Source organism: Streptomyces sp. JLYT201 (genome assembly GCF_059448825.1).
In genome coordinates, this window is sequence record NZ_CM182551.1 from 5,458,593 (window position 1) to 5,484,255 (window position 25,663).

The 25,663-nt window shown below is 74.9% G+C and carries 19 protein-coding genes; 11 read left to right on the forward strand and 8 right to left on the reverse strand.

The window, feature by feature from the left end:
* Positions 1-48: 48 nt before the first annotated feature.
* A complete protein-coding gene (serC, locus tag AC5WAM_RS22880; protein ID WP_366791301.1) occupies positions 49-1,167 on the reverse strand; it encodes a phosphoserine transaminase in 1,119 nt (372 codons plus the stop codon).
* A 799-nt stretch (positions 1,168-1,966) separates the two neighbouring features.
* Here serC and AC5WAM_RS22885 point away from each other — a divergent pair.
* From AC5WAM_RS22885 to AC5WAM_RS22925, 9 genes are all read left to right on the forward strand, one after another.
* Positions 1,967-4,843 (forward strand): FAD-binding and (Fe-S)-binding domain-containing protein, encoded by a 2,877-nt coding sequence (locus AC5WAM_RS22885; RefSeq protein ID WP_495518638.1) that lies wholly within the window; start codon positions 1,967-1,969, stop codon positions 4,841-4,843.
* A gap of 160 nt (positions 4,844-5,003) precedes the next feature.
* Positions 5,004-5,981 carry an EamA family transporter gene (locus AC5WAM_RS22890; protein ID WP_495523632.1) on the forward strand — a complete coding sequence of 326 codons (978 nt, stop codon included), beginning with the start codon at positions 5,004-5,006 and terminating at the stop codon, positions 5,979-5,981.
* Between the two features lie 127 nt (positions 5,982-6,108).
* Positions 6,109-6,912, forward strand: coding sequence for a TIGR03084 family metal-binding protein (locus AC5WAM_RS22895; protein ID WP_495518639.1), 804 nt, complete (start codon positions 6,109-6,111; stop codon positions 6,910-6,912).
* 74 nt (positions 6,913-6,986) lie between these two features.
* Positions 6,987-8,687, forward strand: coding sequence for an acyclic terpene utilization AtuA family protein (locus AC5WAM_RS22900; RefSeq protein ID WP_495523633.1), 1,701 nt, complete (start codon positions 6,987-6,989; stop codon positions 8,685-8,687).
* Entirely contained in the window at positions 8,684-10,282 is a 1,599-nt protein-coding gene (locus AC5WAM_RS22905; RefSeq protein ID WP_495518640.1) for an acyl-CoA carboxylase subunit beta, read from the forward strand. Before AC5WAM_RS22900 ends, AC5WAM_RS22905 begins: the two co-directional genes overlap by 4 nt.
* 12 nt (positions 10,283-10,294) lie before the next feature.
* Positions 10,295-12,226: an acetyl/propionyl/methylcrotonyl-CoA carboxylase subunit alpha gene (locus tag AC5WAM_RS22910; RefSeq protein ID WP_495518641.1), complete on the forward strand. Its 1,932-nt coding sequence runs from the start codon at positions 10,295-10,297 to the stop codon at positions 12,224-12,226.
* A 5-nt stretch (positions 12,227-12,231) separates the two neighbouring features.
* A complete protein-coding gene (locus AC5WAM_RS22915) occupies positions 12,232-13,398 on the forward strand; it encodes an acyl-CoA dehydrogenase family protein (RefSeq protein WP_366791306.1) in 1,167 nt (388 codons plus the stop codon).
* Positions 13,399-13,427: 29 nt separating this feature from the next.
* Positions 13,428-14,177 carry an enoyl-CoA hydratase family protein gene (locus AC5WAM_RS22920; protein WP_495518642.1) on the forward strand — a complete coding sequence of 250 codons (750 nt, stop codon included), beginning with the start codon at positions 13,428-13,430 and terminating at the stop codon, positions 14,175-14,177.
* The gene (locus AC5WAM_RS22925) at positions 14,165-14,770 is read left to right on the forward strand and encodes a TetR/AcrR family transcriptional regulator (protein ID WP_366791308.1); all 606 of its coding nucleotides are present in this window, start codon (positions 14,165-14,167) and stop codon (positions 14,768-14,770) included. The genes AC5WAM_RS22920 and AC5WAM_RS22925 overlap by 13 nt, the downstream gene beginning before the upstream one ends.
* Before the next feature lie 230 nt (positions 14,771-15,000).
* On the opposite strand, the gene AC5WAM_RS22930 is transcribed toward AC5WAM_RS22925, so the two are convergent.
* Positions 15,001-16,101: a citrate synthase 2 gene (locus AC5WAM_RS22930; protein ID WP_171075776.1), complete on the reverse strand. Its 1,101-nt coding sequence runs from the start codon at positions 16,099-16,101 to the stop codon at positions 15,001-15,003.
* 326 nt (positions 16,102-16,427) lie between these two features.
* Here AC5WAM_RS22930 and pdxH point away from each other — a divergent pair, with 326 nt between their 5' ends.
* On the forward strand, positions 16,428-17,069 hold the full coding sequence (gene pdxH, locus AC5WAM_RS22935; RefSeq protein ID WP_366795383.1) for a pyridoxamine 5'-phosphate oxidase: 642 nt from the start codon (positions 16,428-16,430) through the stop codon (positions 17,067-17,069).
* Between the two features lie 46 nt (positions 17,070-17,115).
* Here the strand turns inward: pdxH and AC5WAM_RS22940 are convergent, their stop codons facing one another.
* Positions 17,116-17,982, reverse strand: coding sequence for an alpha/beta fold hydrolase (locus AC5WAM_RS22940; RefSeq protein WP_366795348.1), 867 nt, complete (start codon positions 17,980-17,982; stop codon positions 17,116-17,118).
* A gap of 603 nt (positions 17,983-18,585) precedes the next feature.
* Positions 18,586-19,278, reverse strand: a complete 693-nt coding sequence (locus tag AC5WAM_RS22945; RefSeq protein ID WP_030361523.1) for an iron-dependent transcriptional repressor DtxR — start codon at positions 19,276-19,278, stop codon at positions 18,586-18,588.
* Between the two features lie 179 nt (positions 19,279-19,457).
* Between AC5WAM_RS22945 and AC5WAM_RS22950 the strand changes: the two genes are divergently transcribed.
* Positions 19,458-20,249: an SIS domain-containing protein gene (locus AC5WAM_RS22950; protein WP_366795349.1), complete on the forward strand. Its 792-nt coding sequence runs from the start codon at positions 19,458-19,460 to the stop codon at positions 20,247-20,249.
* A gap of 103 nt (positions 20,250-20,352) precedes the next feature.
* Here AC5WAM_RS22950 and AC5WAM_RS22955 read toward each other — a convergent pair whose 3' ends face one another.
* The 4 genes from AC5WAM_RS22955 to AC5WAM_RS22970 all read right to left on the reverse strand — a co-directional run bounded on the left by AC5WAM_RS22955 (position 20,353) and on the right by AC5WAM_RS22970 (position 25,271).
* Positions 20,353-21,720 (reverse strand): PAS domain-containing protein, encoded by a 1,368-nt coding sequence (locus tag AC5WAM_RS22955; RefSeq protein ID WP_366795350.1) that lies wholly within the window; start codon positions 21,718-21,720, stop codon positions 20,353-20,355.
* Between the two features lie 423 nt (positions 21,721-22,143).
* A complete protein-coding gene (locus tag AC5WAM_RS22960; RefSeq protein ID WP_495518643.1) occupies positions 22,144-23,772 on the reverse strand; it encodes a transporter in 1,629 nt (542 codons plus the stop codon).
* On the reverse strand, positions 23,769-24,542 hold the full coding sequence (locus tag AC5WAM_RS22965) for an ABC transporter ATP-binding protein (RefSeq protein ID WP_366795352.1): 774 nt from the start codon (positions 24,540-24,542) through the stop codon (positions 23,769-23,771). Before AC5WAM_RS22965 ends, AC5WAM_RS22960 begins: the two co-directional genes overlap by 4 nt.
* 66 nt (positions 24,543-24,608) lie before the next feature.
* Positions 24,609-25,271 carry a bifunctional DNA primase/polymerase gene (locus AC5WAM_RS22970; RefSeq protein ID WP_138960338.1) on the reverse strand — a complete coding sequence of 221 codons (663 nt, stop codon included), beginning with the start codon at positions 25,269-25,271 and terminating at the stop codon, positions 24,609-24,611.
* Positions 25,272-25,663: the final 392 nt, after the last annotated feature.

Below are 25,663 nucleotides of genomic sequence, written 5' to 3' on the forward strand. Positions count from 1 at the left end.
CCGGCGCGCTGAGTGCGTGCCGGGCCCTTCGCTGCGTCAAGGGTGCCGCTACAGCTTCTCGATCACGTAGTCCACGCAGCGCGTCAGCGCCTCGACGTCCGCCGGGTCGACGGCCGGGAACATCGCCACGCGCAGCTGGTTGCGGCCCAGCTTGCGGTACGGCTCCGTGTCCACGATGCCGTTGGCGCGCAGCGCCTTCGCGACCGCGGCCGCGTCGATCTCGTCGTCGAAGTCGATCGTGCCGATCACCTGCGAGCGCTTCGCCGGGTCCGTCACGAACGGCGTCGCGTACTTCGACTCCTCCGCCCAGCCGTACAGGGTGCGGGCCGAGGTGGCGGTGCGGCGCACCGACCAGTCGAGGCCGCCCTGGCCGTTGAGCCAGTCCAGCTGCTCGCCGAGCAGGAACAGCGTGGCGAGCGCGGGCGTGTTGTACGTCTGGTTCTTGAGCGAGTTGTCGATCGCCGTGGGCAGGCTGAAGAACTCCGGCACGTGGCGGCCGCTCGCGTGCACCCGCCGCGCCCGCTCCAGGGCGGCCGGGGAGAACGCGGCGATCCACAGGCCGCCGTCCGACGCGAACGACTTCTGCGGGGCGAAGTAATACACGTCCGTCTCGGCGATGTCGACCGGCAGGCCGCCCGCGCCCGACGTGGCGTCCACCAGGACAAGGGCGCCCTCGTCCGCGCCCGCGACCCGCGCGAGCGGGGCGGCGACGCCCGTGGAGGTCTCGTTGTGCGTGAACGCGTAGACGTCCACGCCCGCTTCGGCCTCCGGGTCGGGGTGCGTGCCCGGGTCGGAGGCGATCACCGTCGGCTCCGCGAGCCACGGGGCGAGCTTCGCCGCCTTCGCGAACTTGGAGGAGAACTCGCCGAACGACAGGTGCTGCGACTTGTTCTCGATCAGACCGTGCGTCGCCACGTCCCAGAAAGCGGTGGACCCGCCGTTGCCCAGCACCACCTCGTAGCCGTCCGGCAGCTGGAACAGCTCGCGCACGCCCTCGCGCACGCGGCCGACCAGGTTCTTCACCGGGGCCTGGCGGTGCGAGGTGCCGAGCAGGGAGGTGCCGGTGGCGGCCAGGGCCGCCAGGGCCTCCGGCCGCACCTTGGAGGGGCCCGCGCCGAAGCGTCCGTCGGTGGGCCTGATGTCTGCGGGGATCTCGATCTCAGCCACGCCGCGAGCCTATCCGCCCCCCGGGGCCCTGCGCGGGCCCCGTCCACCCCCCGAGACACCCCGTCCCGCCGGGGCGCTCCGCGGGGGCGCCCCGCCGGGGCCCTGGGGCGGGCCCCTGGGGCGGGCCCCTGGGGGTGGGCCTTCCCGCCCCGGCCGCCCGTGCCTGCCCCGCCTCGCCGCCACCACCGCTACCGCGGCGGTCCTTCCCGCCCGCCCACCCCTTTCTCCCCTGCCTTGCGGGGCCGGGCCCCGACGCGTGGCGCTGCGGCCCGCCGGTCGCCGCCACCGCTACCGCGGTGGTCTTTCCCACCCGCCCGCCCGTTTCTCCCTGGCCTTGCGGGGCCGGGCCCCGACGCGTGGCGCCCTCCGGCTCCCCGCCCTGGCGGGGGCGGGCGGCGGGCCCACCCCGCGCTGCGTTCTGGGGCCGTCCGCTGGGCGTGGTCGCTGTGGCCCTGGTGGGGGCGGGTGGTGGGTCCGCGCCGCGCTGTGGGCCGGGGTCGTCTGCCCGGGTTGTGCGGGGGCGGGCCTCGGCTCTGTGCCCTGGGCGCGGGGCCACCCGTGCTGCGGACCGGGGTCCTCCGCTCGGGTGGGGGCTGGGCGTGCCTCGCGCCCGGGTGGGTCCGCGTCGCGGTGCGGACCGGGGCTGTCTCGTGGGCTGTGCGGGGTCGGGCGCCGGGTGCGGGCCCTTTGCCCTGGGCGGGGGCGGGTGGTGGGTGCGGGCCGGGGCGGGGTCTGGGCGCCGGGCGTGGGAGGCTGGTGGGCTGTTACCCGGGTGGTGGGTGGGGGCAGGCTCCGGGGCATGGGTGTGGAGACGGAGCTGGTGCGGGCGTTGCGGGGCGCGGTGCGGGGCGGCGTGGACGCGACGCCCACGGCGCGGGCCCTGGTCACCATGGACGCCTCGAACTACCGCAGGACCCCGACCGCCGTGGTCACCCCGCGCGACGCGGCGGACGTGGCCGCGGCCCTGGCCGTCTGCCGCGCCCACGGCGAGCCCGTGGTGGCCCGGGGCGCGGGCACGTCCATCGCCGGGCAGGCGACGGGCACGGGCGTGGTCCTGGACTTCACCGCGCACATGACGGAGATCGTGGAGCTGGACGCGCGGGCCCGCACGGCCCGGGTGCAGCCCGGCGTGGTCCTGGACGCGCTCAGGGCCGCCGCGGCCCCGCACGGCCTCACCTTCGGCCCGGACCCGTCGACCCACAGCCGCTGCACCCTCGGCGGCATGATCGGCAACAACTCCTGCGGAGCGCACTCCGTGGCGTGGGGGACGACGGCGGACAACGTGGGGCAGCTGGCCGTCGTCCGGGGCGACGGCACGGCCGTCACGCTCGCGCCCGGCACCTGGGACGGCGCCCCCGAGGGGCTGCGCGCCCTGGTCGACGCCCATCTCGCCCCGCTGCGCACGGGCTTCCCCGACCTGCCCCGGCGCATCTCCGGCTACGCGCTCGACGCCCTGCTCCCGGAGGGCGGCGGCCCCGACCTGACGCGCTTCTTCTGCGGCAGCGAGGGCACCCTCGGCATCCTCACTGAGGCGACGGTCCGGCTCGTCGAGGCGCCGCGCGCCCGCGCGCTCGCGGTCCTGGGGTACGCCGACGAGAGCGCGGCGGCGCAGGCGGCCGCGGGCCTCCTGCCGTACGGGCCGCTGACGGTCGAGGGCATGGCCGCGGACCTCGTACGGGACGCCGAAGGACTGCCCAGGGGCGGCGCCTGGCTGTTCGTGGAGACGGGTGGCGCGACCCCGGCCGAGGCCCGCGCGCGGGCCGCCGGGATCGTGCGGGCGGCGGACTGCGGGGACGCCGTGGTGGTCACCGACCCGGCGGCGCAGCGCGGCCTGTGGCGGGTGCGCGAGGACGCGTCGGGCACGGCGACGCGGATGCCGGACGAGGGGGGTACCACCCTGTCCGGGCGAAGCCGAGGACTTGGGGGAGAGGCGTGGCCCGGCTGGGAGGACTGCGCGGTCCCGCCCACCCGCCTCGGCCCCTATCTGCGCGAGTTCCGCGCCCTCCTCGCCGAGCACGGCCTCCGCGGCACCCCGTACGGCCACTTCGGCGACGGCTGCATCCACGTGCGCATCGACTTCGACCTGCTCACGGCCCCCGGCGTGGCCCGCTTCCGGCGGTTCTCGGAGGACGTCGCCGACCTGGTCGTCGCGCACGGCGGCTCCCTGTCGGGCGAGCACGGCGACGGGCAGGCCCGCGCGGAGCTGCTGCCCCGGATGTACGGGCCGGAGCTGGTGCGGCTCTTCGAGCGCGCCAAGGACCTCTGGGACCCCGCGGGCCTGCTCAACCCGGGCATGCTGGTCCGCCCGGCGCCCCTCGACACCAACCTCCGCTTCGCCGTCCTGCCGCGCGAACCGGTGGGCCCGCCGGTCACGGCCTTCGGCTATCCGCACGACAACGGCGACTTCTCCGCCGCCGTGCGCCGCTGCGTCGGCGTCGCCAAGTGCCGTACGACGACGGCGGCGGCGGGCGGCGGCGTGATGTGCCCGTCGTTCCGCGCGACGGGCGAGGAGCGGCACTCCACGCGCGGCCGGGCCCGCCTCCTGCACGAGATGCTCGCGGGCGAGGTGGTCACCGGCGGCTGGCGTTCGACGGAGGTGCGGGACGCCCTCGACCTGTGCCTGTCCTGCAAGGGCTGCGCGTCCGACTGCCCGGTGGGCGTGGACATGGCCACGTACAAGGCGGAGTTCCTGCACCACCACTACGCGGGCCGGGTGCGTCCCGCCGCGCACTACGCCCTCGGCTGGCTGCCGCGCTGGCTGCGCGCCGTCGCGGCCACGCGCACCGCGCGCCTGGTCAACGCCCTGGCCGCGCTGCCCCCGCTCGCGGCCCTCGCCAAGCGCCTCGGCGGCATCGAGCCGCGCCGCGCGCTGCCGCGGGTGGCGCCGCGCACGTTCCGCCGCTGGTGGCGCGGGCGGCCGCAGGCGCGGGGGACGGGGCGCGCGGTGGTGCTGTGGCCGGACACGTTCACCGACCACTTCGCGCCCGCCGTGGGGCGGGCGGCCGTACGGGTCCTGGAGGCCGCGGGCCTCACCGTCCAGGTGCCGCCGCGGGACGTGTGCTGCGGTCTGACGTACGTCTCGACGGGCCAGCTGGACCGGGCCCGTGCCGTGCAGCGGCGGACCCTCGCCCGGATGCGCCCGTTCCTGGAGGCGGGCACCCCGGTCGTCGTCCTGGAGCCGAGCTGCGCGGCGGCCCTCAGGGCGGACCTCGCGGACCTCGCGGGCGCGGACCCGCACGCGCGCGTGCTCGCCGACTCGGTGCGCACCTTCGCCGAGGCCCTGGAGGAGTACGCCCCCGACTGGCGGCCGCCGCGCGTCGACCGGCCCGTGGCGGGCCAGACCCACTGCCACCAGCACGCGGTCCTGGGCGACGCGGCCGACCGCAGGCTGCGGGAGAAGGCGGGCCTGACGGGCGCCCTGAGCGGCGGCTGCTGCGGCCTCGCGGGCAACTTCGGCTTCGAGAAGGGACATTGGGAGGTGTCGAAGGCCTGCGCCGACGAGCAGCTCCTGCCGTCCGTGGCGGGGGCGGACCCGGGCGCCGCGGTCCTGGCGGACGGCTTCTCCTGCCGTACGCAGCTGGAGCAGCTGGCAGGGGTGCGCGGCCGCCATCTGGCGGAGGTCCTCGCCGAGGCCCTGGACGAGGGGGCCAAGAGCCGGTCGTCGGACGGGCCCTGACCGCCGGGGCTTAACGGCTCGCCTCGGGCTTCGTACGCTGCGAACTACTTCGACATCCCAGACGTGGTCCATTACCTTGTACGTAAGAGTGCAGGAAGCTGGACTGTGAGGCGGGCTCGGCGTGAACGTATCGCGGACGGACGGGGCGGTGGAGGCGGCCGTGGCCGCGCCCGCCACGGTGGGGCAGCCGGAGGCTGCGGGAGTGGCCGGCGCCGGACCCGCCGCCCGGGACGGCGGGGGGCGCGGCGCCGCGCTCGGGCCGCTCGGCCTCGTGCTCGCGGGCTGCGTCTCGGTGCAGTTCGGCGGGGCCGTCGCCGTCAGCCTGATGCCGCGCGCGGGCGCGCTCGGCATCGTGACGCTGCGGCTCTTCTTCGCCGCCGTGATCCTCCTGCTGGTGTGCCGCCCCCGGGTGCGCGGGCACTCGCGCGCCGACTGGGGCACGGTCCTGGCCTTCGGCGTCACCCTCGCCGCCATGAACGGCCTCTTCTACCAGGCCGTGGCCCGCATCCCGCTCGGCCCCGCCGTCACCCTGGAGGTGCTCGGCCCGCTCGCGCTCTCCGTCCTCGCCTCCCGCCGCCTGGTGAACGTGGTCTGGGCGGGGCTCGCCCTCTGCGGCGTCTTCCTGCTCGGCGGGGGCGGCGGCTTCGGCGGCCTCGACCGGGCCGGCGTCGCCTACGCGCTCGGCGCGGGAGCCGCCTGGGCGGTGTACATCGTCTTCAGCGCCCGCACCGGCCGCCGCTTCCCGCAGGCCGACGGGCTCGCCCTGGCCATGGCCGTCGGCGCGGTGCTCGCCCTGCCGCTGGGCATCGTGGAGTCCGGGTCCAGGCTCACCGTGCCCAGCACGCTCGGCCTCGCCGCGGCCGTCGCCGTGATGTCCTCCGTACTGCCCTACACCCTCGAACTCCTCGCCCTCAGGCGCCTTCCCGCGTCCACCTTCGCCGTCATGATGAGCCTGGAACCGGCCATCGCGGCCGTCGCCGGCTTCCTCATCCTCGACCAGGGCCTGACCCTCGTCGAGGGCCTGGCCATCGCCCTGGTCATCGCCGCCAGCATGGGCGCGGTGCGCACCCAGGTGGGGCGCGGCCGGGCGAAGGGGCTCCCGGACGAGGCCAAGGGCGGTGCCGCCGGGGCGAGTTAGGCCCGGTGGAGACGCGGGGCGCGGGTGGTCGGGCACCTGGGGAAAAACAATCCAAGCGCGCTTGATTGTTTCTCCGCCCGCTGCCATGCTCCCAGGGCACACCGCCGTGCCCTGAGGGGAGCGCACCGTGTCCGACGCCCGCGCCGTCATCGGCGTACTCGACGACCTGCGCGACGAGAGCGACGAACTCGACCGCCTCGTCGGTGACTTGGAGCCCGCGCGCTGGGCCCTGCCCACGCCCGCGCCCGGCTGGACCGTCGCCCACCAGATCGCGCACCTCGCCTGGACCGACCGGGCCGCGCTGCTCGCCGCGACCGACCCCGACGCGTTCGCCGAGGAGGCGGCCGCCGCCCTGGCGGCGCCGGACACCTTCGTCGACGACGGGGCCCGCGAGGGCGCGGCCCAGCCGCCCGCCGCCCTCCTCAAGAGCTGGCGCACCGGCCGCGACGCGCTCCAGCGGGCCCTGCGCGCGGCCCCCGCCGGGACCCGCTTCCCCTGGTACGGGCCGCCCATGGCGCCCGCGTCCGTCGCCACCGCGCGGATCATGGAGACCTGGGCCCACGGCCAGGACGTCGCCGACGCGCTCGGCGCGACCCGTGCCCCCACGGCCCGGCTGCGGCACGTCGCCCGGATCGGGGTGCGGGCACGTGACTACGCCCACGCCGTGCGCGGTCTCGATGCCCCCGGCGAGGAGTTCCGCGTCGAACTGACCGCGCCCGACGGCTCGTCGTGGACGTACGGGCCCGAGGGGGCGGCCCAGCGCGTCACCGGGCCCGCGCTCGACTTCTGCCTCCTGGTCACCCGGCGCGCCCACCGCGCCGACCTCGCCCTGCGCGCCGAGGGCGCCGACGCCGACCGCTGGCTGGACATCGCCCAGGCGTTCGCGGGCCCGCCGGGCGCCGGGCGGGCGGCGAAGGGCGGACGGCGGTGACGGACCCCGGACCCCTGCCCGCCGGATCCCTGCCCGCCGAGCCCCTGCCCGCCGGATCTCTGACCTCCGGACCCCTGCCCGCCGCACCCCTGCGCATCGGCAACGCCTCCGGCTTCTACGGCGACCGGTTCGACGCCGTGCGGGAGATGCTCACCGGCGGCCCCCTCGACGTCCTCACCGGTGACTACCTCGCCGAGCTGACCATGCTCATCCTCGGCCGCGACCGCCTCAAGGACCCCGACCTCGGCTACGCCAAGACCTTCCTGAAGCAGATGGAGGAGTGCCTGGGCGAGGCCCACGACCGGGGCGTGCGCATCGTCGCCAACGCGGGCGGCCTGAACCCGGCCGGGCTCGCCAGGGCCCTGCGGGCGGCGGCCGCGCGCTTCGGCCTGCCCACGCGCGTGGCACACGTGGAGGGCGACGACCTGGGCGCCCGTTTCCCCGGCGCCCTCACCGCCCACGCCTACCTCGGCGGCTTCGGCATCGCCGAGGCCCTGCGCGCGGGCGCCGACGTCGTGGTGACGGGGCGGGTCACCGACGCCGCCCTCGTCACCGGGCCCGCCGCCGCCCACTTCGGCTGGGCCCCGGACGCGTACGACGCACTCGCGGGCGCCGTCGTCGCCGGGCACGTCCTGGAGTGCGGCACCCAGGCGACCGGCGGCAACTACGCCTTCTTCGCCGAGCACGACCCGGCCCTGCTGCGCCGCCCCGGCTTCCCGCTCGCCGAGGTCCACGCGGACGGCTCCTGCGTCATCACCAAGCACGACGGCACCGGCGGCGTCGTGGACGTCGGCACGGTCACCGCGCAGCTCCTCTACGAGACCTCCGGCGCCCGGTACGCGGGCCCCGACGTCACCGCGCGCCTGGACTCCGTGCGGCTCCGCCAGGTCGGGCCCGACCGCGTCCGCGTCGACGGCGTGCGCGGCGAACCCCCGCCCCCCGACCTCAAGGTCGGCCTGAGCCGCCTGGGCGGCTACCGCAACGAGGTCGTGTTCGTGCTCACCGGCCTCGACGTCGACGCCAAGGCCGACCTCGTCCGCGCCCAGGTCGAGGACGCCCTCGGCGCCGCCGCGTCCCGACCGGCCGACGTGCGCTGGGAGCTGGCCCGCACCGACCACCGCGACGCCGCCACCGAGGAGAGCGCGAGCGCCCTGCTCCGGCTCGTCGTCCGCGACCCCGACGCGGCGGCCGTCGGCCGCGCCCTCACCGGCGCGGCGGTGGAGCTCGCCCTCGGCAGCTACCCGGGCTTCCACGTCACGGCCCCGCCCGGCGCGGGCACGCCGTACGGGGTGTTCGAGGCGGCGTACGTGCCCGCGGGCACCGTGCGGCACGTGGCGGTCCTGCCGGACGGGCGGCGCGTGGACATACCGGCGGCGCCCCGCACCCGCGACCTGGTGGACGCCGAACCGCCGCCGCTGCCCGCGCCGTTGGCCGCCGGGGGACCGACCCGCAGGGTTCCGCTCGGGTACGTGGCGGGCGCCCGCAGCGGCGACAAGGGCGGGGACGCGAACGTGGGGGTGTGGGCACGCACCGACGAGGCGTGGCGGTGGCTGGCCCACCGGCTCACGGTCGAGGAGTTCCAGGAGCTGCTCCCCGAGAGCCGGCCGCTGAAGGTCACCCGGCACCTCCTGCCGGGCCTGCGCGCCCTCAACTTCACCGTCCACGGCATCCTCGGCGAGGGCGTCGCCTCCCGGGCCCGCTTCGACCCCCAGGCCAAGGGCCTCGCCGAATGGCTGCGGTCCCGGTACCTGGACATACCGGAGGTGCTCCTGTGACCGTCCTCGCATCCGCGCTCGACACCGCGGGCCCCGAGTACGCCGCCCACCGCGAGGCCATGCTCGCCAAGCTCGCCGAGCTCGACGCCGAGCAGGCCAAGGCCCTGGAGGGCGGCGGCGAGAAGTACATCCAGCGGCACCGCGGGCGCGGCAAGCTGCTCGCCCGGGAGCGGATCGAGCTGCTCCTCGACCCCGACACGCCCTTCCTGGAGCTGTCCCCGCTGGCCGCCTGGGGCAGCGAGTACCCCGTCGGCGCCTCGATGGTGACCGGGATCGGCGTCGTCGAGGGCGTCGAGTGCCTCATCACCGCCAACGACCCGACCGTGCGCGGCGGCGCCAGCAACCCCTGGACGCTGAAGAAGGCCTTCCGCGCCCACGAGATCGCGCACGCGAACCGGCTGCCCTCGATCCACCTCGTGGAGTCCGGCGGCGCCGACCTGCCCTCGCAGAAGGACATCTTCATCCCGGGCGGGGCCCTGTTCAAACACCTCACGCAGGCCTCGGCGGCGGGCGTCCCGACCATCGCCGTCGTCTTCGGCAACTCCACCGCGGGCGGCGCCTACGTCCCCGGCATGTGCGACCACGTGATCATGGTCAAGGAGCGCGCGAAGGTGTTCCTCGGCGGCCCGCCCCTGGTGAAGATGGCCACCGGCGAGGAGAGCGACGACGAGTCCCTCGGCGGCGCCGAGATGCACGCCCGCACCTCCGGCCTCGCCGACCACCTAGCGCAGGACGAGCACGACGCGCTCCGGCAGGCCCGCCGGGTCGTCGCCCGCCTCAACTGGCGCAAGGCGTACGGCGATCCGCCGCCCGCCGAGCCGCCGAAGTACGACGCCGACGAACTCCTCGGCGTCGTCCCCGCCGACCTGCGCACCCCCTTCGACCCGCGCGAGGTCGTCGCCCGGATCGTCGACGGCTCCGACTTCGACGAGTTCAAGCCCCTGTACGGGGCCTCGCTCACCACCGGCTGGGCCCGCCTGCACGGCTACCCCGTCGGGATCCTCGCCAACGCCCAGGGCGTGCTGTTCAGCGAGGAGTCGCAGAAGGCGGCGCAGTTCATCCAGCTCGCCAACCAGCGCGACATCCCGCTGCTCTTCCTGCACAACACCACCGGCTACATGGTCGGCAAGGAGTACGAGCAGGGCGGCATCATCAAACACGGCTCGATGATGATCAACGCGGTGAGCAACAGCCGGGTCCCGCACCTCTCGGTGCTCGTGGGCGCCTCGTACGGCGCCGGGCACTACGGCATGTGCGGCCGCGCCTACGACCCCCGCTTCCTCTTCGCCTGGCCGAGTGCCAAGTCCGCCGTCATGGGCCCGCAGCAGCTCGCGGGCGTCCTGTCCATCGTCGCCCGGCAGTCGGCCGCCGCGAAGGGGCAGCCCTACGACGACGAGGCCGACGCGGCCCTGCGCGCCATGGTGGAGCAGCAGATCGAGGCGGAGTCGCTGCCGATGTTCCTCTCCGGGCGGCTCTACGACGACGGCGTGATCGACCCGCGCGACACCCGCACCGTCCTCGGCATCTGCCTGTCGGCCCTGCACACAGCCCCCTACGAAGGCGCACGCGGCGGCTTCGGCGTCTTCCGCATGTGAGAGGCGGTCCCCGTGATCTCGAAGCTGCTCGTGGCCAACCGGGGCGAGATCGCCGTCCGGGTCTTCCGCACCTGCCGGGAGCTCGGCGTCGCCACCGCCGCCGTGTACTCCGACGCCGACGCGGGTGCTCTGCACGTCCGCGCCGCCGACGAGGCCGTACGTCTGCCCGGCGCGGCCCCGGCCGCCACCTATCTGCGCGGCGACCTGATCGTGGCGGCGGCCCGGGCGACGGGCGCGGACGCGGTCCACCCCGGCTACGGCTTCCTGTCCGAGAACGCCGCGTTCGCCCGCCAGGTCGCCGACGCGGGGCTCACCTGGATCGGACCGCCCCCGGAGGCCATCGAGGCGATGGCCTCCAAGACCCGCGCGAAGGAGCTGATGGGCCTCGCGCCGCAGGACCCCGCGGACGTCACCGAGGCGGACCTGCCCGTCCTGGTGAAGGCGGCGGCGGGCGGCGGCGGCCGCGGCATGCGCGTCGTCCGCGAACTGTCCCGGCTGCCCGCCGAGTTGGCGGCGGCCTCGGCGGAGGCCGCGAGCGCCTTCGGTGACGGCGAGGTGTTCGTCGAGCCGTACGTGGAGGGCGGGCGGCACGTGGAGGTGCAGCTCGTCGCCGACGCACACGGCACGGTGTGGCCCCTCGGGACGCGCGACTGCTCCCTCCAGCGCCGCCACCAGAAGGTCATCGAGGAGGCCCCGGCCCCGGGCCTGCCCGACGCCCTCGTCGAGCGCCTCCACGAACTGGCCGCGCGCGCGGCCCGCACGGTCGGCTACCGGGGCGCGGGCACCGTGGAGTTCCTCGTCGCCGCCGACGGCACCCCGCACTTCCTGGAGATGAACACCCGCCTCCAGGTCGAGCACCCCGTGACGGAGGAGGTGTGCGGCCTCGACCTGGTGGCGCTCCAGCTCCGCGTCGCAGAGGGCCACGCCCTGCCGGGGCCGCACCCGCCACGGCCCGCCGGGCACGCCGTCGAGGCCCGCCTGTACGCGGAGGACCCGGCGGCGGGCTGGGCCCCGCAGACCGGCACGCTGCACCGCGTCGCCGTGCCCGACGGGGTGCGCCTGGACACCGGGTACGCGGACGGCGACACGGTCGGCGTGCACTACGACGCCATGCTCGCGAAGGTCGTCGCGCACGCGCCCACGCGCGCCGAGGCGATCCGCAAGCTGGCGGGCGCCCTGGAACGGACCGTGGTCCACGGCCCCGTCACCAACCGCGAGCTGCTCGTCCGCTCGCTGCGCCACCCCGAGTTCACCGCCGGGCGCATGGACACCTCCTTCTACGACCGGCACCTGCCCGAGCTGACCGCGGCCGCCGCGGACCCCTGGGCCCGCCACGCTCCGCTGGCCGCCGCCCTCGCCGACTCCTGCGGCCGCTCCCGCTTCGGCGGCTGGCGCAACCTGCGCTCCCAGCCGCAGGTCAAGCGGTACCGCGACGCGGCAGGCACCGAGCACGAGGTGCGCTACACGCGGACCAGGGACGGCCTCCAGGCGGACGGCGTCCGCGTCCTCGACGTGACGCCCGGCCGCGTGGTCCTCGAAGCGGACGGCGTGCGGCGGGAGTTCCCGGTCGCCCGGTACGGCGACGACGGGCGCGTCCACGTCGGGAACGCGGCCCTCGTGCCGCTGCCCGCACTGCCCGAGCCCACCGTCCGGCAGGAGCCCGGCTCGCTCCTCGCGCCCATGCCGGGCACGGTCGTCCGGGTGGCCGAGGGGCTCGCGGCGGGCGCCGAGGTCACCGCGGGGCAGCCGCTGATCTGGCTGGAGGCCATGAAGATGGAGCACCGCGTCACCGCCCCCGCGTCCGGCACCCTGACCGCGCTGCACGCGGAGCCGGGCCGGCAGGTGGAGGTGGGCGCGCTCCTCGCCGTCGTACAGGAAGCCGTCGAGCACGTCGTACAGGAGCAGGAAGCAGAGCCCACGTCCCGGGAGGAAGTCTCAGCATGACCGGCATGAGCACAGTCCTGGAAACCGAGGAACACACCGCGCTGCGCGCCGCCGTCGCCGCGCTCGGCCGCCGCTACGGCCGCGACTACCTGACCCGCGTCGTGAACGAGGGCGCCCACCCCGACGAGCTGTGGGCGGACGCCGCCAAGCTGGGCTATCTGGGCGTGAACCTGCCGGAGGAGTACGGCGGCGGGGGCGGCGGCATCACCGAACTCTCCCTGGTCCTGGAGGAGTTGGGCGCCGCCGGTTGCCCGCTGCTCATGATGGTGGTGTCCCCGGCGATCTGCGGCACGGTCATCGCCCGCTTCGGCACCGACGCGCAGAAGCGGGCCTGGCTCCCCGGCCTCGCCGACGGCAGCCGCACCATGGCGTTCGGCATCACCGAGCCGGACGCGGGCTCCAACTCCCACCGCATCACCACGACCGCCCGCAAGGACCCCGGCTCCGGCGACTGGCTCCTGACCGGCCGCAAGGTGTTCATATCGGGCGTCGACATCGCGGACGCCACGCTGATCGTGGGCCGCACCGAGGACGCCCGCACCGGCCGCCTCAAGCCGTGCCTGTTCATCGTGGACCGGGACGCGCCGGGCTTCGGGCGGCGCGCCATCCCCATGGAACTCAAGGCGGCGGAGAAGCAGTTCGAACTGGTCCTCGACGACGTGCGGCTGCCCGCCGACGCCCTCGTCGGCGACGAGGACGCGGGCCTCCTCCAGCTCTTCGCGGGCCTCAACCCCGAGCGGATCATGACCGCCGCGTTCGCGCTCGGCATGGGCCGCTACGCGCTGTCCCGCGCGGTGGAGTACGCCAAGGACCGCACCGTGTGGAAGGCCCCCATCGGCGCGCACCAGGCCATCGCCCACCCGCTCGCCCAGGCCCACGTCGACCTCGAACTCGCGGGCCTGATGACCCGCAAGGCCGCCCTCCTGTACGACGGCGGGGACGACGTGGCGGCGGGCGAGGCCGCGAACATGGCCAAGCTCGCCGCCGCCGACGCCTGTGTGAAGGCCGTCGACCAGGCCGTTCACACCCTCGGCGGGAACGGCCTGACGGCGGAGTTCGGCCTGGCCTCGCTGATCGTCGCGTCCCGGGTGGCCCGGATCGCCCCGGTGAGCCGCGAGATGATCCTCAACTACGTCTCGCACCAGACGCTGGGCCTGCCCAAGTCCTACTGACCCCGCACCCCGTGGGAAGGGAAGTGCCCATGACCGTGGTGACCGCGTCGCAGCCCGAGCGGGGCGTCGTGACCCTCGCCCTCGACTCGCCCGCCCACCGCAACGCGCTCTCCGCCGACCTGGTCGCCGAGCTGACGGCCGCCCTGGAGCGGACCCGGGCGGACGACGGCGTGCGGGCCGTGGTGCTCACGCACACGGGCTCGACGTTCTGCTCCGGCGCGGACCTGCGGCAGCCGCCCGACCCGGCGGCGTTCGTGGCGCTGATGCGGCGGATCCTGACCCTGCCCAAGCCCGTGGTGGCGCGGGTGGCCGGACACGTGCGGGCGGGCGGCCTCGGTCTCGTCGCCGCCTGCGACATCGCGGTCGCGGGCGGCGGCGGGGCCGGGGCCGCCTCCTTCGCCCTGACCGAAGTGCGCATCGGGGTCGTCCCCGCCGTGATCTCGATCCCGCTCCTGGCCCGCGTCGACGCCCGGGCCGCGGGGCGCTACTTCCTCACCGGCGAGCGCTTCGACGCGGCGGAGGCGGCCAGGATCGGCCTGGTCACCGCGTACGACGACGACGTCGACACGGCCCTGGCGCCCGTCCTCGACGGCCTGCGCAAGGCCGCCCCCGAGGCGCTGGCCGACACCAAGAAACTCCTCACGGCTAAGGTTCTGACCGCATTCGACGAGGAGTCGGACGCCGTCATCGCCCTGTCCGCGCGCCGCTTCCGCTCGGCCGAGGCACAGGAGGGCATGGCGGCGTTCCTGGAACGACGGGAGCGCCCATGGGTGCTGTGACGGAGGCCGGCCGTTCGCCCAAGCAGGACCGCAGCCGGGCCACCCGGCAGCGGCTCCTGGAGGCGGCCGTGGCATGTCTGGCCGAACACGGCTGGACCGGCTCGACGGTCACCGTCGTGTCCGAGCGCGCCGGGGTGTCCCGGGGCGCGGCCCAGCACCACTTCCCCACCCGCGAGGACCTCTTCACGGCCGCCGTGGAGTACGTCGCCGAGCAGCGCTCCGCCGCGCTGCGCGGCCTCTTCCCCGAGGGGGCCCGGGCCGCCGACCGGGCCGCGGTCGTCCGCGCCCTCGTCGACCTCTACACCGGACCGCTGTTCCGCGCCGCCCTCCAGCTGTGGGTGGCCGCCTCCAACGAGCCGCAACTGGGGCCGCGGGTCGCCGAGTTGGAGGCCCGTGTCGGTCGCGAGACCCATCGCATAGCCGTCGAGCTCCTCGCCGTCGACGAGTCCCGCCCCGGCGTCCGCGAAACCGTCCAGGGCCTCCTCGACATGGCCCGCGGCCTCGGCCTCGCCAACCTCCTCACGGACGACGCCCCCCGCCGCGACCGAGTGGTCCACCAGTGGAGCCACCTGGTCGCGGGGGCGCTGGGGTAGTGCCCTCGCGGGGCGCCCCAGGCCCGCCCCTTCCCGATCCGGGGGTTGCCGCCCCCGGGCCCCTGCCCTTATCGGCGCTTCGCGCCTCGTCCTCAAACGCCGGACGGGCTGGATCTGTCGCCGGTTGCGGCAGGGTTTTCAGCCTCTCCGGCGTTTGAGGAGCGGGGGTCTGGGGGCGGCAGCCCCCAGGAAGCGGGAAGGGGCGGGTCTGGGGCGCACCCGCGAGGGCCTCAGCCCGCGATGTCCCCGTACCCCGAGATGTCCCGCGGACTGCGGGCCGCAGGCCCCACGTACCGGGCGGACGGCCGCACGAGCCGCCCCGTCCGCTTCTGCTCCAGAATGTGCGCCGACCACCCCGCCGTACGGGCACACGTGAACATCGACGTGAACATGTGCGCCGGCACCTCCGCGAAGTCGAGCACGATCGCCGCCCAGAACTCCACGTTCGTGGCGAGCACCCGGTCGGGCCGCCGCGCGTGCAGCTCGTCGAGCGCCGCCTTCTCCAGCGCCTCGGCGACCTCGAAGCGGGGCGCGCCCAGCTCCCGCGCGGTCCGCCGGAGCACCCGCGCCCGCGGGTCCTCGGCCCGGTACACCCGGTGTCCGAAGCCCATGAGCCGCTCGCCCCGGTCGAGCGCCTGCTTGACGTACGCCACGGCGTCCCCGCTGCGCTCGATCTCCTCGATCATGCCGAGCACCCGGGAGGGCGCCCCGCCGTGCAGCGGCCCGGACATGGCCCCGACGGCCCCGGAGAGCGCGGCCGCGACGTCGGCGCCGGTGGAGGCGATGACCCGCGCGGTGAACGTGGACGCGTTCATGCCGTGCTCGGCGGCGGACGTCCAGTACGCGTCGACGGCCCGCACGTGCCGCGGGTCGGGCTCGCCGCGCCAGCGCCGCATGAACCGCTCGACGACGGTCTCGGCCTTGTCGATCTCCCGCTGCGGCACCATCGGCAGGCCCTGCCCGCGCGCGGACTGCGCGACGTACGACAGGGCCATGACGGCGGCCCGCGCGAGGTCGTCGCGGGCCTGCGCCTCGTCGATGTCGAGCAGCGGCCGCAGGCCCCACACGGGGGCGAGCATGGCGAGCGCGGACTGCACGTCGACGCGGATGTCGCCGGAGTGGACGGGGATGGGGAAGGGCTCGGCGGGCGGCAGGCCCGGGTTGAACGCGCCGTCGACGAGCAGCCCCCAAACGTTGCCGAAGGAGACGTCGCCGACCAGGTCCTCGATGTCGACGCCCCGGTAGCGCAGGGCACCGCCCTCCTTGTCCGGTTCGGCGATCTCCGTCTCGAACGCGACGACTCCTTCAAGTCCGGGTACGAAGTCGGACATCAGGCGGCTCCTCATGATGTGGGCGAGATGTGTACGACAGAGGCGTGCGACCAGTGGCCTCGCGATGCTCTGGGGTAACCCGGTGATGCCCCGCGCGGCCGGACGTCACCCAACCGAAACGGTTTCGGCACGATAACCCTTGGTGCCACCCTTCGCGATGGACTGCGGCACTCAGTGCCACACATCACCTCATGGAGGGGCGCGCGGATGCCGTGCGCCCGCCGACTGCCGCTTCGTGCCCCGGCATTCGTATACGGCAAGATGACCGCGTGACCGAGTCCCGCGCCACCGCCTCCGAGTCCCCAGCAGCCGTAGACCTGGCCGCCATGCGTGCGCAGTACCGCACCGACGGCATCGCGGAGGCCGACTTCCCCGGCGATCCGTTCCAGCAGTTCGAGCGCTGGTTCCAGCAGGCGGCCGCGGAGGCGGTGGACCCGGCCGGTGTCCTCGCCGAGCCGAACGCGATGGTCGTGTCCACGGTCGACGCCGAGGGGCGGCCGAGCTCCCGCACGGTGCTCCTGAAGGGCTTCGACGAGCGCGGCTTCGTCTTCTTCACCAACTACGAGTCCCGCAAGGCCCGGGACATCGCGGGGAACGCCCGGGTGTCGCTGCTCTTCCCCTGGCACCCGATGGGGCGTCAGGTGATCGTCGAGGGCGTGGCGGAGCGGACCGGCCGCGAGGAGACCGTCCGCTACTTCCGCAGCCGCCCGCACGGCTCCCAGCTGGGCGCCTGGGCCAGCGCGCAGTCCTCGGTGATCGCCACGCGCGCCGAACTGGACGCGGCGTACGCGGACTTGGCCGCCCGCTATCCGGAGGGCGAGCAGGTCCCGGCGCCGCCGCACTGGGGCGGCTTCCGCGTCCGCCCCGAAACGGTCGAGTTCTGGCAGGGCCGCACCAACCGCCTCCACGACCGCCTCCGCTACACCCGAACCGACGAGACCTGGACCTTGCAACGCCTCTGCCCCTGACGCTCCACGGGGCCCACGCATCCCCGGCGTGCGCTCCAGGCCGGGCCTAGGAGTCGGTGAGGACTCGGTCGAGGAAGGGCTCGATGGCTTCGCGCCAGCCCTCGGGGCGGTCGTAGTGCACGAGGTGCCCCGCGTCGGCGACCTCCGCATAGGCCCCGCGCGGCAGCACCCGCACCATCTCCTGGGCCTCCGCCCGCCCCAGCTCGCCGTCGAGGCCGCGGACGACGAGGGCGGGGCACTGGACCTGGACGAGCTCCTCCCAGTGCGCGTCGTACACCCACGTCTCGCGGGACTTGAGCATCTGCGCGGGGTCGAAGACGGGCCGCCAGCCGTCGGGACCCTCGGCCATGACCTCGGCGAAGAAGGCGCCCCGCGAGGGGTTGGGCCGCTCCACCCAGGGGTCGTCCTCGCCGAACCACTTGCGGACGTCCGCGAGCGTCGCGAACGGCACCGGCCAGGACTTGAACCAGGCCTCCCACTCCCGCTGCGAGGCCGCACCGAGCGCGGAGGCCCGCATGTCGCAGATGATCAGGCCCCGGACGAGGTCGGGGCGGCGCGCGGCCAGCTGCCAGGCGGTGAGGGCGCCCATGGAGTGGCCGATCAGCACGGCGGGGGAGAGGGCGAGCTGCTCCAGGGCGGCCTCGGCGTCGTCGACGTAGGCCTCGCGGGTGTACGGGCCGTCGGCGGGCTTCTCGCTGCGGCCGTGGCCGCGCTGGTCGATGGCGACCGCCCGGTGCCGCTCGGCGAGCCAGCGGGCGGTGCCCGCCCAGTGCGAGGCGCGGCCCATGAGCCCGTGGAGCAGGAGCACGCCGCCCCGCGGCTGCTCGGCCTCCCTGGCTTTGGGTGGGTCGGCGTACTCCCAGGCCGCGAGGCTCACGCCGCCCGCGCCGGTCACGTCGATGCGCCGCACCATGGTCCCAGGCACCCCCCTTGGTTCCGCTCGGGTTCTCAGCTCACGCTCCCCGGCACGCTATCGAACTATCATTCGAGAGCGGCCGTATTGCCGCCAACACCCCTCGTTCGGGTGACCATGCTCAAGGATTGACCGCCGTCGCCGAGGGGAGATCTTCAGCGGGAGGCGGGCCGATCGGGGAGACCGGTCCGAGGGGGATGACCCTGAGAGCTCGGGGCTCTGGGTCAGCACAGGGGAGGACAGGCCCCGGCGCCGCGAGGTGCCGGGGCCCTCTGCCGTCCGGGGGCCGCACGCCACGGGGGCGCGGGCCCGCGGGGTGCCCGGGGCCCCGCCCCGCGTACCCCTGTTCACCAGCCGGGCACATCGTGTGTCCCCTCTCCGGCCGGGGCCCGGCGGCCATGCGGCCAAGTCCCGGTACCGGCGCGGTCAAGAGCCCTCAGGTCATATGCCTCTCGCGACAGCGTCGCACGCAAATCGTCCCGGCGCTGCGATTCGGCACACTGAATCTTGGTCTCCGGCGCGTCCCGGACCCGCCCCAACCGCCGCTGTGGTAACGGCCGTTGACACGCGTGCCGGGACGGGCCGGAGCCCGGTGCGCGGCTCTCAGCGCTTGGCGACGAAGACGTGCGAGGCCACGTCCGCCGCCAGCTCCGCGGCTTCGCCGCTGCTGCCGACGAGCACGCCGCCCGCCGACTCCGTCACGCTCACCACGGAGCCGGGCTGCACGCCCGCGCGCCGCAGCGTGTACATCAGCTGCGCGTCCGTCTGGATCGGCTCGCCGATGCGGCGCACCACGACCGTCTTGCCGTCCGTGCCCGGGTCGAGGTCGATGAGGGAGACCATCCCCTCGTCCAGGAACGGGTCGGCGCCGTCCTTCTCGCCGAGCTCCTCGAGGCCCGGGATCGGATTGCCGTACGGCGACTCGGTGGGGTGGCGCAGGAGCTCCAGGACGCGGCGCTCCACCGCCTCGCTCATCACGTGCTCCCAGCGGCAGGCCTCGGCGTGCACCTGCTCCCACTCCAGGCCGATCACGTCGACCAGGAGGCACTCGGCGAGACGGTGCTTGCGCATGACCCGGGTGGCCAGACGGCGGCCCTCCTCGGTCAGCTCCAGGTGCCGGTCGCTCGCGACGGCCACCAGGCCGTCGCGCTCCATCCGCGCCACGGTCTGGCTCACCGTCGGGCCGCTCTGGTCGAGCCGCTCGGCGATGCGGGCGCGCATGGGGACGACACCCTCCTCCTCCAGTTCGAGGATGGTGCGCAGGTACATCTCAGTGGTGTCAATAAGCCCCGACATGGGTTGCCCCTCAGAATTCGCTCGTGCGCTGGCCCTGCCCTCAATTCTGACCCATACCACCGACAAGCGGGCCGCGCCCGGTGAAGAGGCGCTGGGAGCCCGTATTGACAGGGCGCTGGTTCAGACCGCACCGTGATCCGCGACACGACGGGACGCGGCGGGACGAAGGGGTTTCGCGGATGACCAACGGTACGCGGGACGGCGGCGCGGAAGGACCCGGAGGTGCCGGGCTCGCCGGACGGTACCTGGACGCCGCGATCGGCCTGCTTGAACGGGTGCGCGACGAGGAGGCCGCCGCGATCACCGCCGCGGCCGACGTCATCGCCGACGCCGTCGCCGCCGACGGACGGCTCTTCGCCTTCGGCGCCGGGCACTCCTCGCTGGCCGCGCAGGACGTCGTCTACCGCGCGGGCGGGCTCGCCCTGATGAACCTGCTGTCCGTGCCGGGCGTCGTCGGCGTGGACGTCATGCCCGCGACCCTCGGCTCCGCCCTGGAGCGGGTCGACGGCCTCGCGGGGGCCGTCCTCGACTCCAGCCCGGTGCGGCCCGGGGACGTCCTCGTGATCATCTCCCTGTCCGGGCGGAACTCGCTGCCCGTCGAGATGGCCGTGAACGCCCGCGCGCTCGGCCTCAAGGTCATCGGCGTGACGTCGGTGGCGTACGCGGAGGGGACGAAGTCGCGGCACTCCTCCGGCACGTTCCTGAAGGACCACTGCGACGTCGTGCTCGACACGAAGATCGCCGTCGGGGACGCGGAGCTGGCCCTCGACTCCGTCGAGGCGCCCTTCGGCCCGGCCTCCACGATGGTCGCGAGCGCGGTGATGCAGGCCATGATGGCCACGGCGGCCGCGGGGCTCGCGGAGCGCGGGATCCAGCCGCCGCTGCTCCGCTCGGGGAACGTGGACGGCGGCCACGACTGGAACGGCCGCGTCTTCCAGGAGTACGGCGACCGGATCTTCTACCGCCACTGAGCCACGGGGCCGCCACTGAGCCACGGGGCCGCCACTGAGCCACGGGGCCGCCACTGAGCCACGGGGCCGACTGAGCTGAGCCCCGGGGGCCGCCCCAGGGCCCCTAGCCCCCCAGGGCCGCCGCGAGGTCGAGGGCGGCGGCGATGCGCACCGCCACGCTCTCCGCGTACGCCGCGTCCGCGCGCTCGAACTGGGTGCGCGCGCCGCCCCGCAGGAACGTCACGACGCCCAGCGTGCGACCCCGGCTGCGCAGCACCGCGCACAGGGCGTGCACGGAGGAGTCGGGCCACTGGCGGGCCGACGCCCACTCGCGGGCCCGCTCGGGCGCCGCGAGCCCCGCGCTGGCGCGCACGGACCCCACCCGCTCCACGGACTGCGCCGCCGGATGCCCCTCCGGATAGCGCACGGGCAGCCCGGCCTTGTCGGCGGGCAGACAGGGCCCGGGCGATCCGGCGGGCGTCGCCGCGGCCCGGACGAGGCGCACCGCGGGCTCGGTGGCGGTCAGGAGGTCGATCAGGGCGTGGTCGGCGAACCCGGCGAGGGCGAAGTCGAGCTGGACGGTGGCGGCCTCCATCGGGTCCTCGCACTCGGCGGCGGCCCGCGCGGAGCGGTGCAGCTGCTGCGAGCGGAAGCGCAGCTTCGCGGCGTCCTGCTCGGCCCGCTTGGCGTCCGTGACGTCCCGGAAGAGCCAGCCGACGCCCAGCGGCACCGGCTCCTCGGCCAGGGGCGAGCCGAGCCGCAGGAAGCCGCTGCGCCAGCACCGGCGCTCGGCCTCGCCGCCCTCGCCGCGGGCCGTCACCCACATCTCGGCGGGCGCGGGCGGCGCGCCCTCGGCGAGCACGTGTGTGAGAGCGCTCTCCAGCTCCTCGACGCCCTGGAGCAGCACCTCGCCGAGGGGCCGCCCGAGCAGCGCGGTGCGGCCGATGCCGAGCAGCCGCGCGGCGTGTTCGTTGACGACGGCGGGCCGGAGGTCGGCGTCGACGAGGACGACGCCCCAGGAGGCGTGCTCGAACAGGGCCTCGCTGAGGGCGATGGACCGCTCCAGGTCGATCTGCGCGTGCACCTCGCTGAAGGCGCAGTAGACCCCGGCGGGCTTGCCGTCGCCGCCGCGCACGGCCGCGGACTGGGTGCGCACGAGGACGCGGCCGCCGCCCTTGGTGAGGAGCGCGAACTCGTGCACCTGGCGGCCGGGGGCGTGCATCGCGGCGAGGAGCCGCTCCTCGACCTCCTCGGCGTCGGCGGGCCGCACGGCCCACCCGGCGAATCCGCGCCGCCCGACGGCCTCCGCGGCGGACCAGCCGAGGATCCGCTCCGCCTCGCGGTTCCAGTGCGTCACGACCCCGTCGGAGTCGAAGGCGCACAGGGCGGCGTCCATCCCGTCGAGGAGCGCCGCGAGCAGCTCCGCCCCGCCGGGCTCGGGCTCTTCCGGGCCCAGTTCGTCCGTCGTCCCGCTCTGTCGGGAAGCACTCACCTGGAACCCCCTGCAGGCCGCGTTCTCTTCCGCATGAGCTGAGTGTGCTGCACGTCAGATCATTCAACTCGAACGTGACGCGGACCACAGTAAGTTCCCGGAAGTTGAGGCAAATCGTTGTGAGTCCCGGCACGCGGAAAAACAGTTGAACGCGCCCGGCCCGGTTCCTAGGGTGAGTGTTACTTCGGAGAGGAGGTGGTTCGGCAGATGTATGGAAACCGGACGGAAGAGGTGGCTGCGGGCTAGCGGCCCGCCACCACGCTCAGTGCGGTGCCGGACCAGCGCGTGAGACAGGCGCGCAGCCGGCCAATCCACAGCAGTCACCCGACCCGCGAGCCGCCGGTACGTCCGGCCGGCTCCTCCCGCCCCCAGGGGCGAGGAGGACCAGGCTCGCGGGTTGCTGCGTGTCCGGGGGCCTTCGGCTCAGCCCTTGCTGACCGCCGTCAGGATCTCCGGAAGGCGCCCGGCCGCGCGGGGCGCCGCGAGCCGCAGCCCGAGGAGGGTGACGGCGGCGCCGTAGCCCGCGCCGACGGGCAGCAGCAGCCAGGACCAGGAGCCCCGGTCCGAGGCGTGCAGCCAGACGGTGAGGGCGATGACGGGCGCGCACAGGGCCGCGGCGCCGAGCATGCCGCCGAAGATGGAGATCCAGGCGAGGCCCGCCTGGCCCGGCGCCACGTTCTTGTGGCCTTCCTGCGGGATGGAGTACGGGAAGCGGGCCGATGCCCAGGCGCCGGTGGCCAGCATGGCGCCGAGCAGCGCGAAGGAGAGCCCGAGGGCTTCGGGCAGGGCGTGCCAGACGCCGAGGAGGGCCGTGGTCAGGACGGTCACGAGGGCGGCGTAGGGGAGGGTGACGAGGAGCAGGGCGAGGGCGCGGGCCCGCAGTTCGTCGTAGGCGTCGCGCGTCGAGGCGATGGTCATCGCCACCATCCAGAAGGCGGACGTGTCCTGGCCGAACTGGTTGTACATCTGGATGCCGAGCATGCCCGCCGCGAAGCAGGCGAGGTAGACGGATCCGGTGCCCTGGAGGGCGTTGAAGAGCGGCACGATCAGGCCGATGGCGAGCGAGGTGACCCAGGCGGCCTTCGTCTTGGGGTCGCGCCACACGTAGCGCAGGGTGCGCTCCATGACCGGGCCGGTGCGGCCGGAGGGCAGCAGGCCCGCGAGGCCGCGGCCGCGCTGGGTGCGGTCCGGTCCGGCCGCGGCGAGCGTGGAGCCGTCGGGCGTGGTCATCAGGCGGGTCAGGCTGCGCTGCCACAGCCGCAGCAGGAGCACCAGGGCCAGCACGGACAGGGCCAGTTGGGAGGCCGCGACTCCGTAACGGGCCTCGCCGGCCGTCCGTACGGCCGACAGGGCGGAGGCGGGCGGGATCCAGCCGACGACGTCCGCCGCCGGGTCCAGCTCGCCGAGGCCCGCGTCGGAGGAGCCGATGCGCTGCACCCCGAAGTTGACGAGCTGGGCGCCGACGGCGATGACGAGGCCGCTGAGGACGGCGAGGTCGCGGCCCTTGCGGCTGGTGAGCAGGCGGATGTTGGCGGCGGCGACGGCGCGGGCGAGCGCGACGCACAGCAGCAGGACGAGGGGGACGGCCGCCACGCCCACCGCGACGGCCGCGCCGCCCCGCGCCACCGCGATCACCGCGCCGAGCGCCAGGCAGAGCGTGAACAGCGGCCCGATGCCCACGAGTGAGGAGACGAGCAGCGCCCGCACCAGGGGCCGCGGGCGCAGCGGCAGCATCACCAGGCGGGTGGGGTCGAGGGTTTCGTCGCCGCTGGGGAAGAACAGCGGGAGCACGGCCCAGCCGAGGGCGAGGACCGCGACGAGCAGGATCGAGACCGTGGCGGCGTGCGGGTCGCCGCGCAGCAGGACCAGGCCGAGGAGCTGGAGCGCGGCGACGAGCAGGGCGAGCACCGCGGAGGCGGTGTACGCGGCGCGGCGGCCGGAGGACTGGCGCAGGCCGTTGCGCAGGAGGGACAGCTTCAGGCGGACGAAGACGGGGATCAGTCCGGTCTCGACGGGGGCGAGGGGCGCGGTGCCGGGCGCGGTGGCGGTCATCGGGTGCCGCCGCCGAGCCAGTCGAGGTCGGAGCCGGTGTCGCGGCCGTTCGCGCCGACGAGTTCGAGGAAGGCCTGCTGGAGGGAGGGGGCCTCGCCGCGGACCTCGGCGAGCGGCCCCTGGGCGCGGATGCGGCCCGCCGCCATGACGGCGACCCAGTCGCACAGGGACTCCACCAGCTCCATGACGTGGCTGGAGAACACGACGGTCGCGCCGGACGCGGTGTACCGCTCCAGGACGCCGCGGATGATCTGCGCCGACACCGGGTCGACGCCCTCGAACGGCTCGTCGAGGAAGAGCACTTCGGGGTTGTGCAGGAGCGCCGCGGCCAGGCCGATCTTCTTGCGCATGCCCGTGGAGTAGTCGACGACGAGCTTGTGCTGGGAGCCCGCGAGGTCGAGCACGTCCAGGAGCTGGGTCGCGCGCTTGTCGACCTCGGGGCCCGCCAGGCCGCGCAGCCGCCCGGTGTACGCGAGGAGTTCGCGTCCGGACAGCCGCTCGAACAGGCGCAGGCCTTCGGGCAGGACGCCGATGCGGGCCTTGACCTCGGCCGGGTCCCGCCACACGTCGTGGCCGACGACCTCGACGGTGCCCCGGTCGGGGCGGAGGAGGCCGGTGACCATGGAGAGGGTGGTGGTCTTGCCCGCGCCGTTCGGGCCGACGAGGCCGACGAACTTTCCTGCCGGGAGGGTGAGGTCGACCCCGGCGACGGCCACTTGGGGGCCGAAGGCCTTCCACAGGTCGGTCACCTGTACCGCAGCTCGGCTCACCGTGGCCCCTTTTGTCGTCGCTGTCGTTCGTGTGCACGATACGTCGGCGGCGTGGGGCCCGGGTGGCTACCTGCGGCGGGCCTCGCGGCCGCAGGCGTAGGCCAGGGGGGAGATGATTTCCTCGGCGTCCGGGAGCCAGCGGTTGGCGGCGGTGGGGCGGCAGGCCCACTGCACGGCTCCGGAGGCGCCGAAACGCGTGGGCGGCGCGGCCACGTACGCCCCTTCACCGAGGGTGACGAGGTCGAGGGTCGCGGGCGGCCAGCCGAGCTTGCGGACGAGGTCGGGAACCTTCGCCGCGGCGCCGGGCAGGACGAAGAACTGCATGCGCCGGTCGGGCGTGCACGTGACCGGGCCGAGCGTCAGCTCCATGCGCTCCATGCGGGCGAGGGCGAGGAACCCGGCGGTCTCGGGGACGTCGACGGCGTCGAACGTACGGCCCGTCGGCAGCAGGATCGAGGCGTTCGGCTGCTTCGCCCACAGGCGCCGGGCGACGGTGGCACTGCCCGTGGCCTGCGTCGGCCAGTCGTCGCGCACGGCGTGGGCGCCGGGCGCGGGGCACGCCGCGTCGCCGCACGAGCAGCGCCACGTACCGTCGACGGACTCCAGCCAGGCGCCGGGGAAGACGTCCCAGTGCCGTTCCTCCGCGTACCGTACGGCCGAGTCTTGCAGGGCCTCTCCGCGCTGCTTCGGGATCTGCGCGGCTGACGTGACTCCGATGGTCTCTTCCACGGAGTCCTCAACTTCCGCTCGTCAGCTCCGGTTACGGCCCGTCATGTGCGCGGGGGAGGAGCATCGTTCCCGCTACGGGGCGCATGGGTGCACGAGTGGGGGCGCGCATGGGCAAGGGGGGCCGAGCGCGGGTAGCCACGTCCAGGGGCAGTCGGAGTTCACCCGAGTTCACCCGGCTCGCTGACGTGTGACGCGTTGTGCCATGTTGCGATGTATTGCGATGCGTTGTAGCAGGGTGTGGTGCGTTTGTGGGTGTTTGTGGTGCATCTTCCGGTTGTTTCCCGGGCATTGATCATCTGGGCGGCTCGGAGGGACCAGTCCGGGACCGTTCCCCATCCGTCACTCGACCTGAAAGACCCACCCGAATTACCAGATGGTCCACGGTGCACACA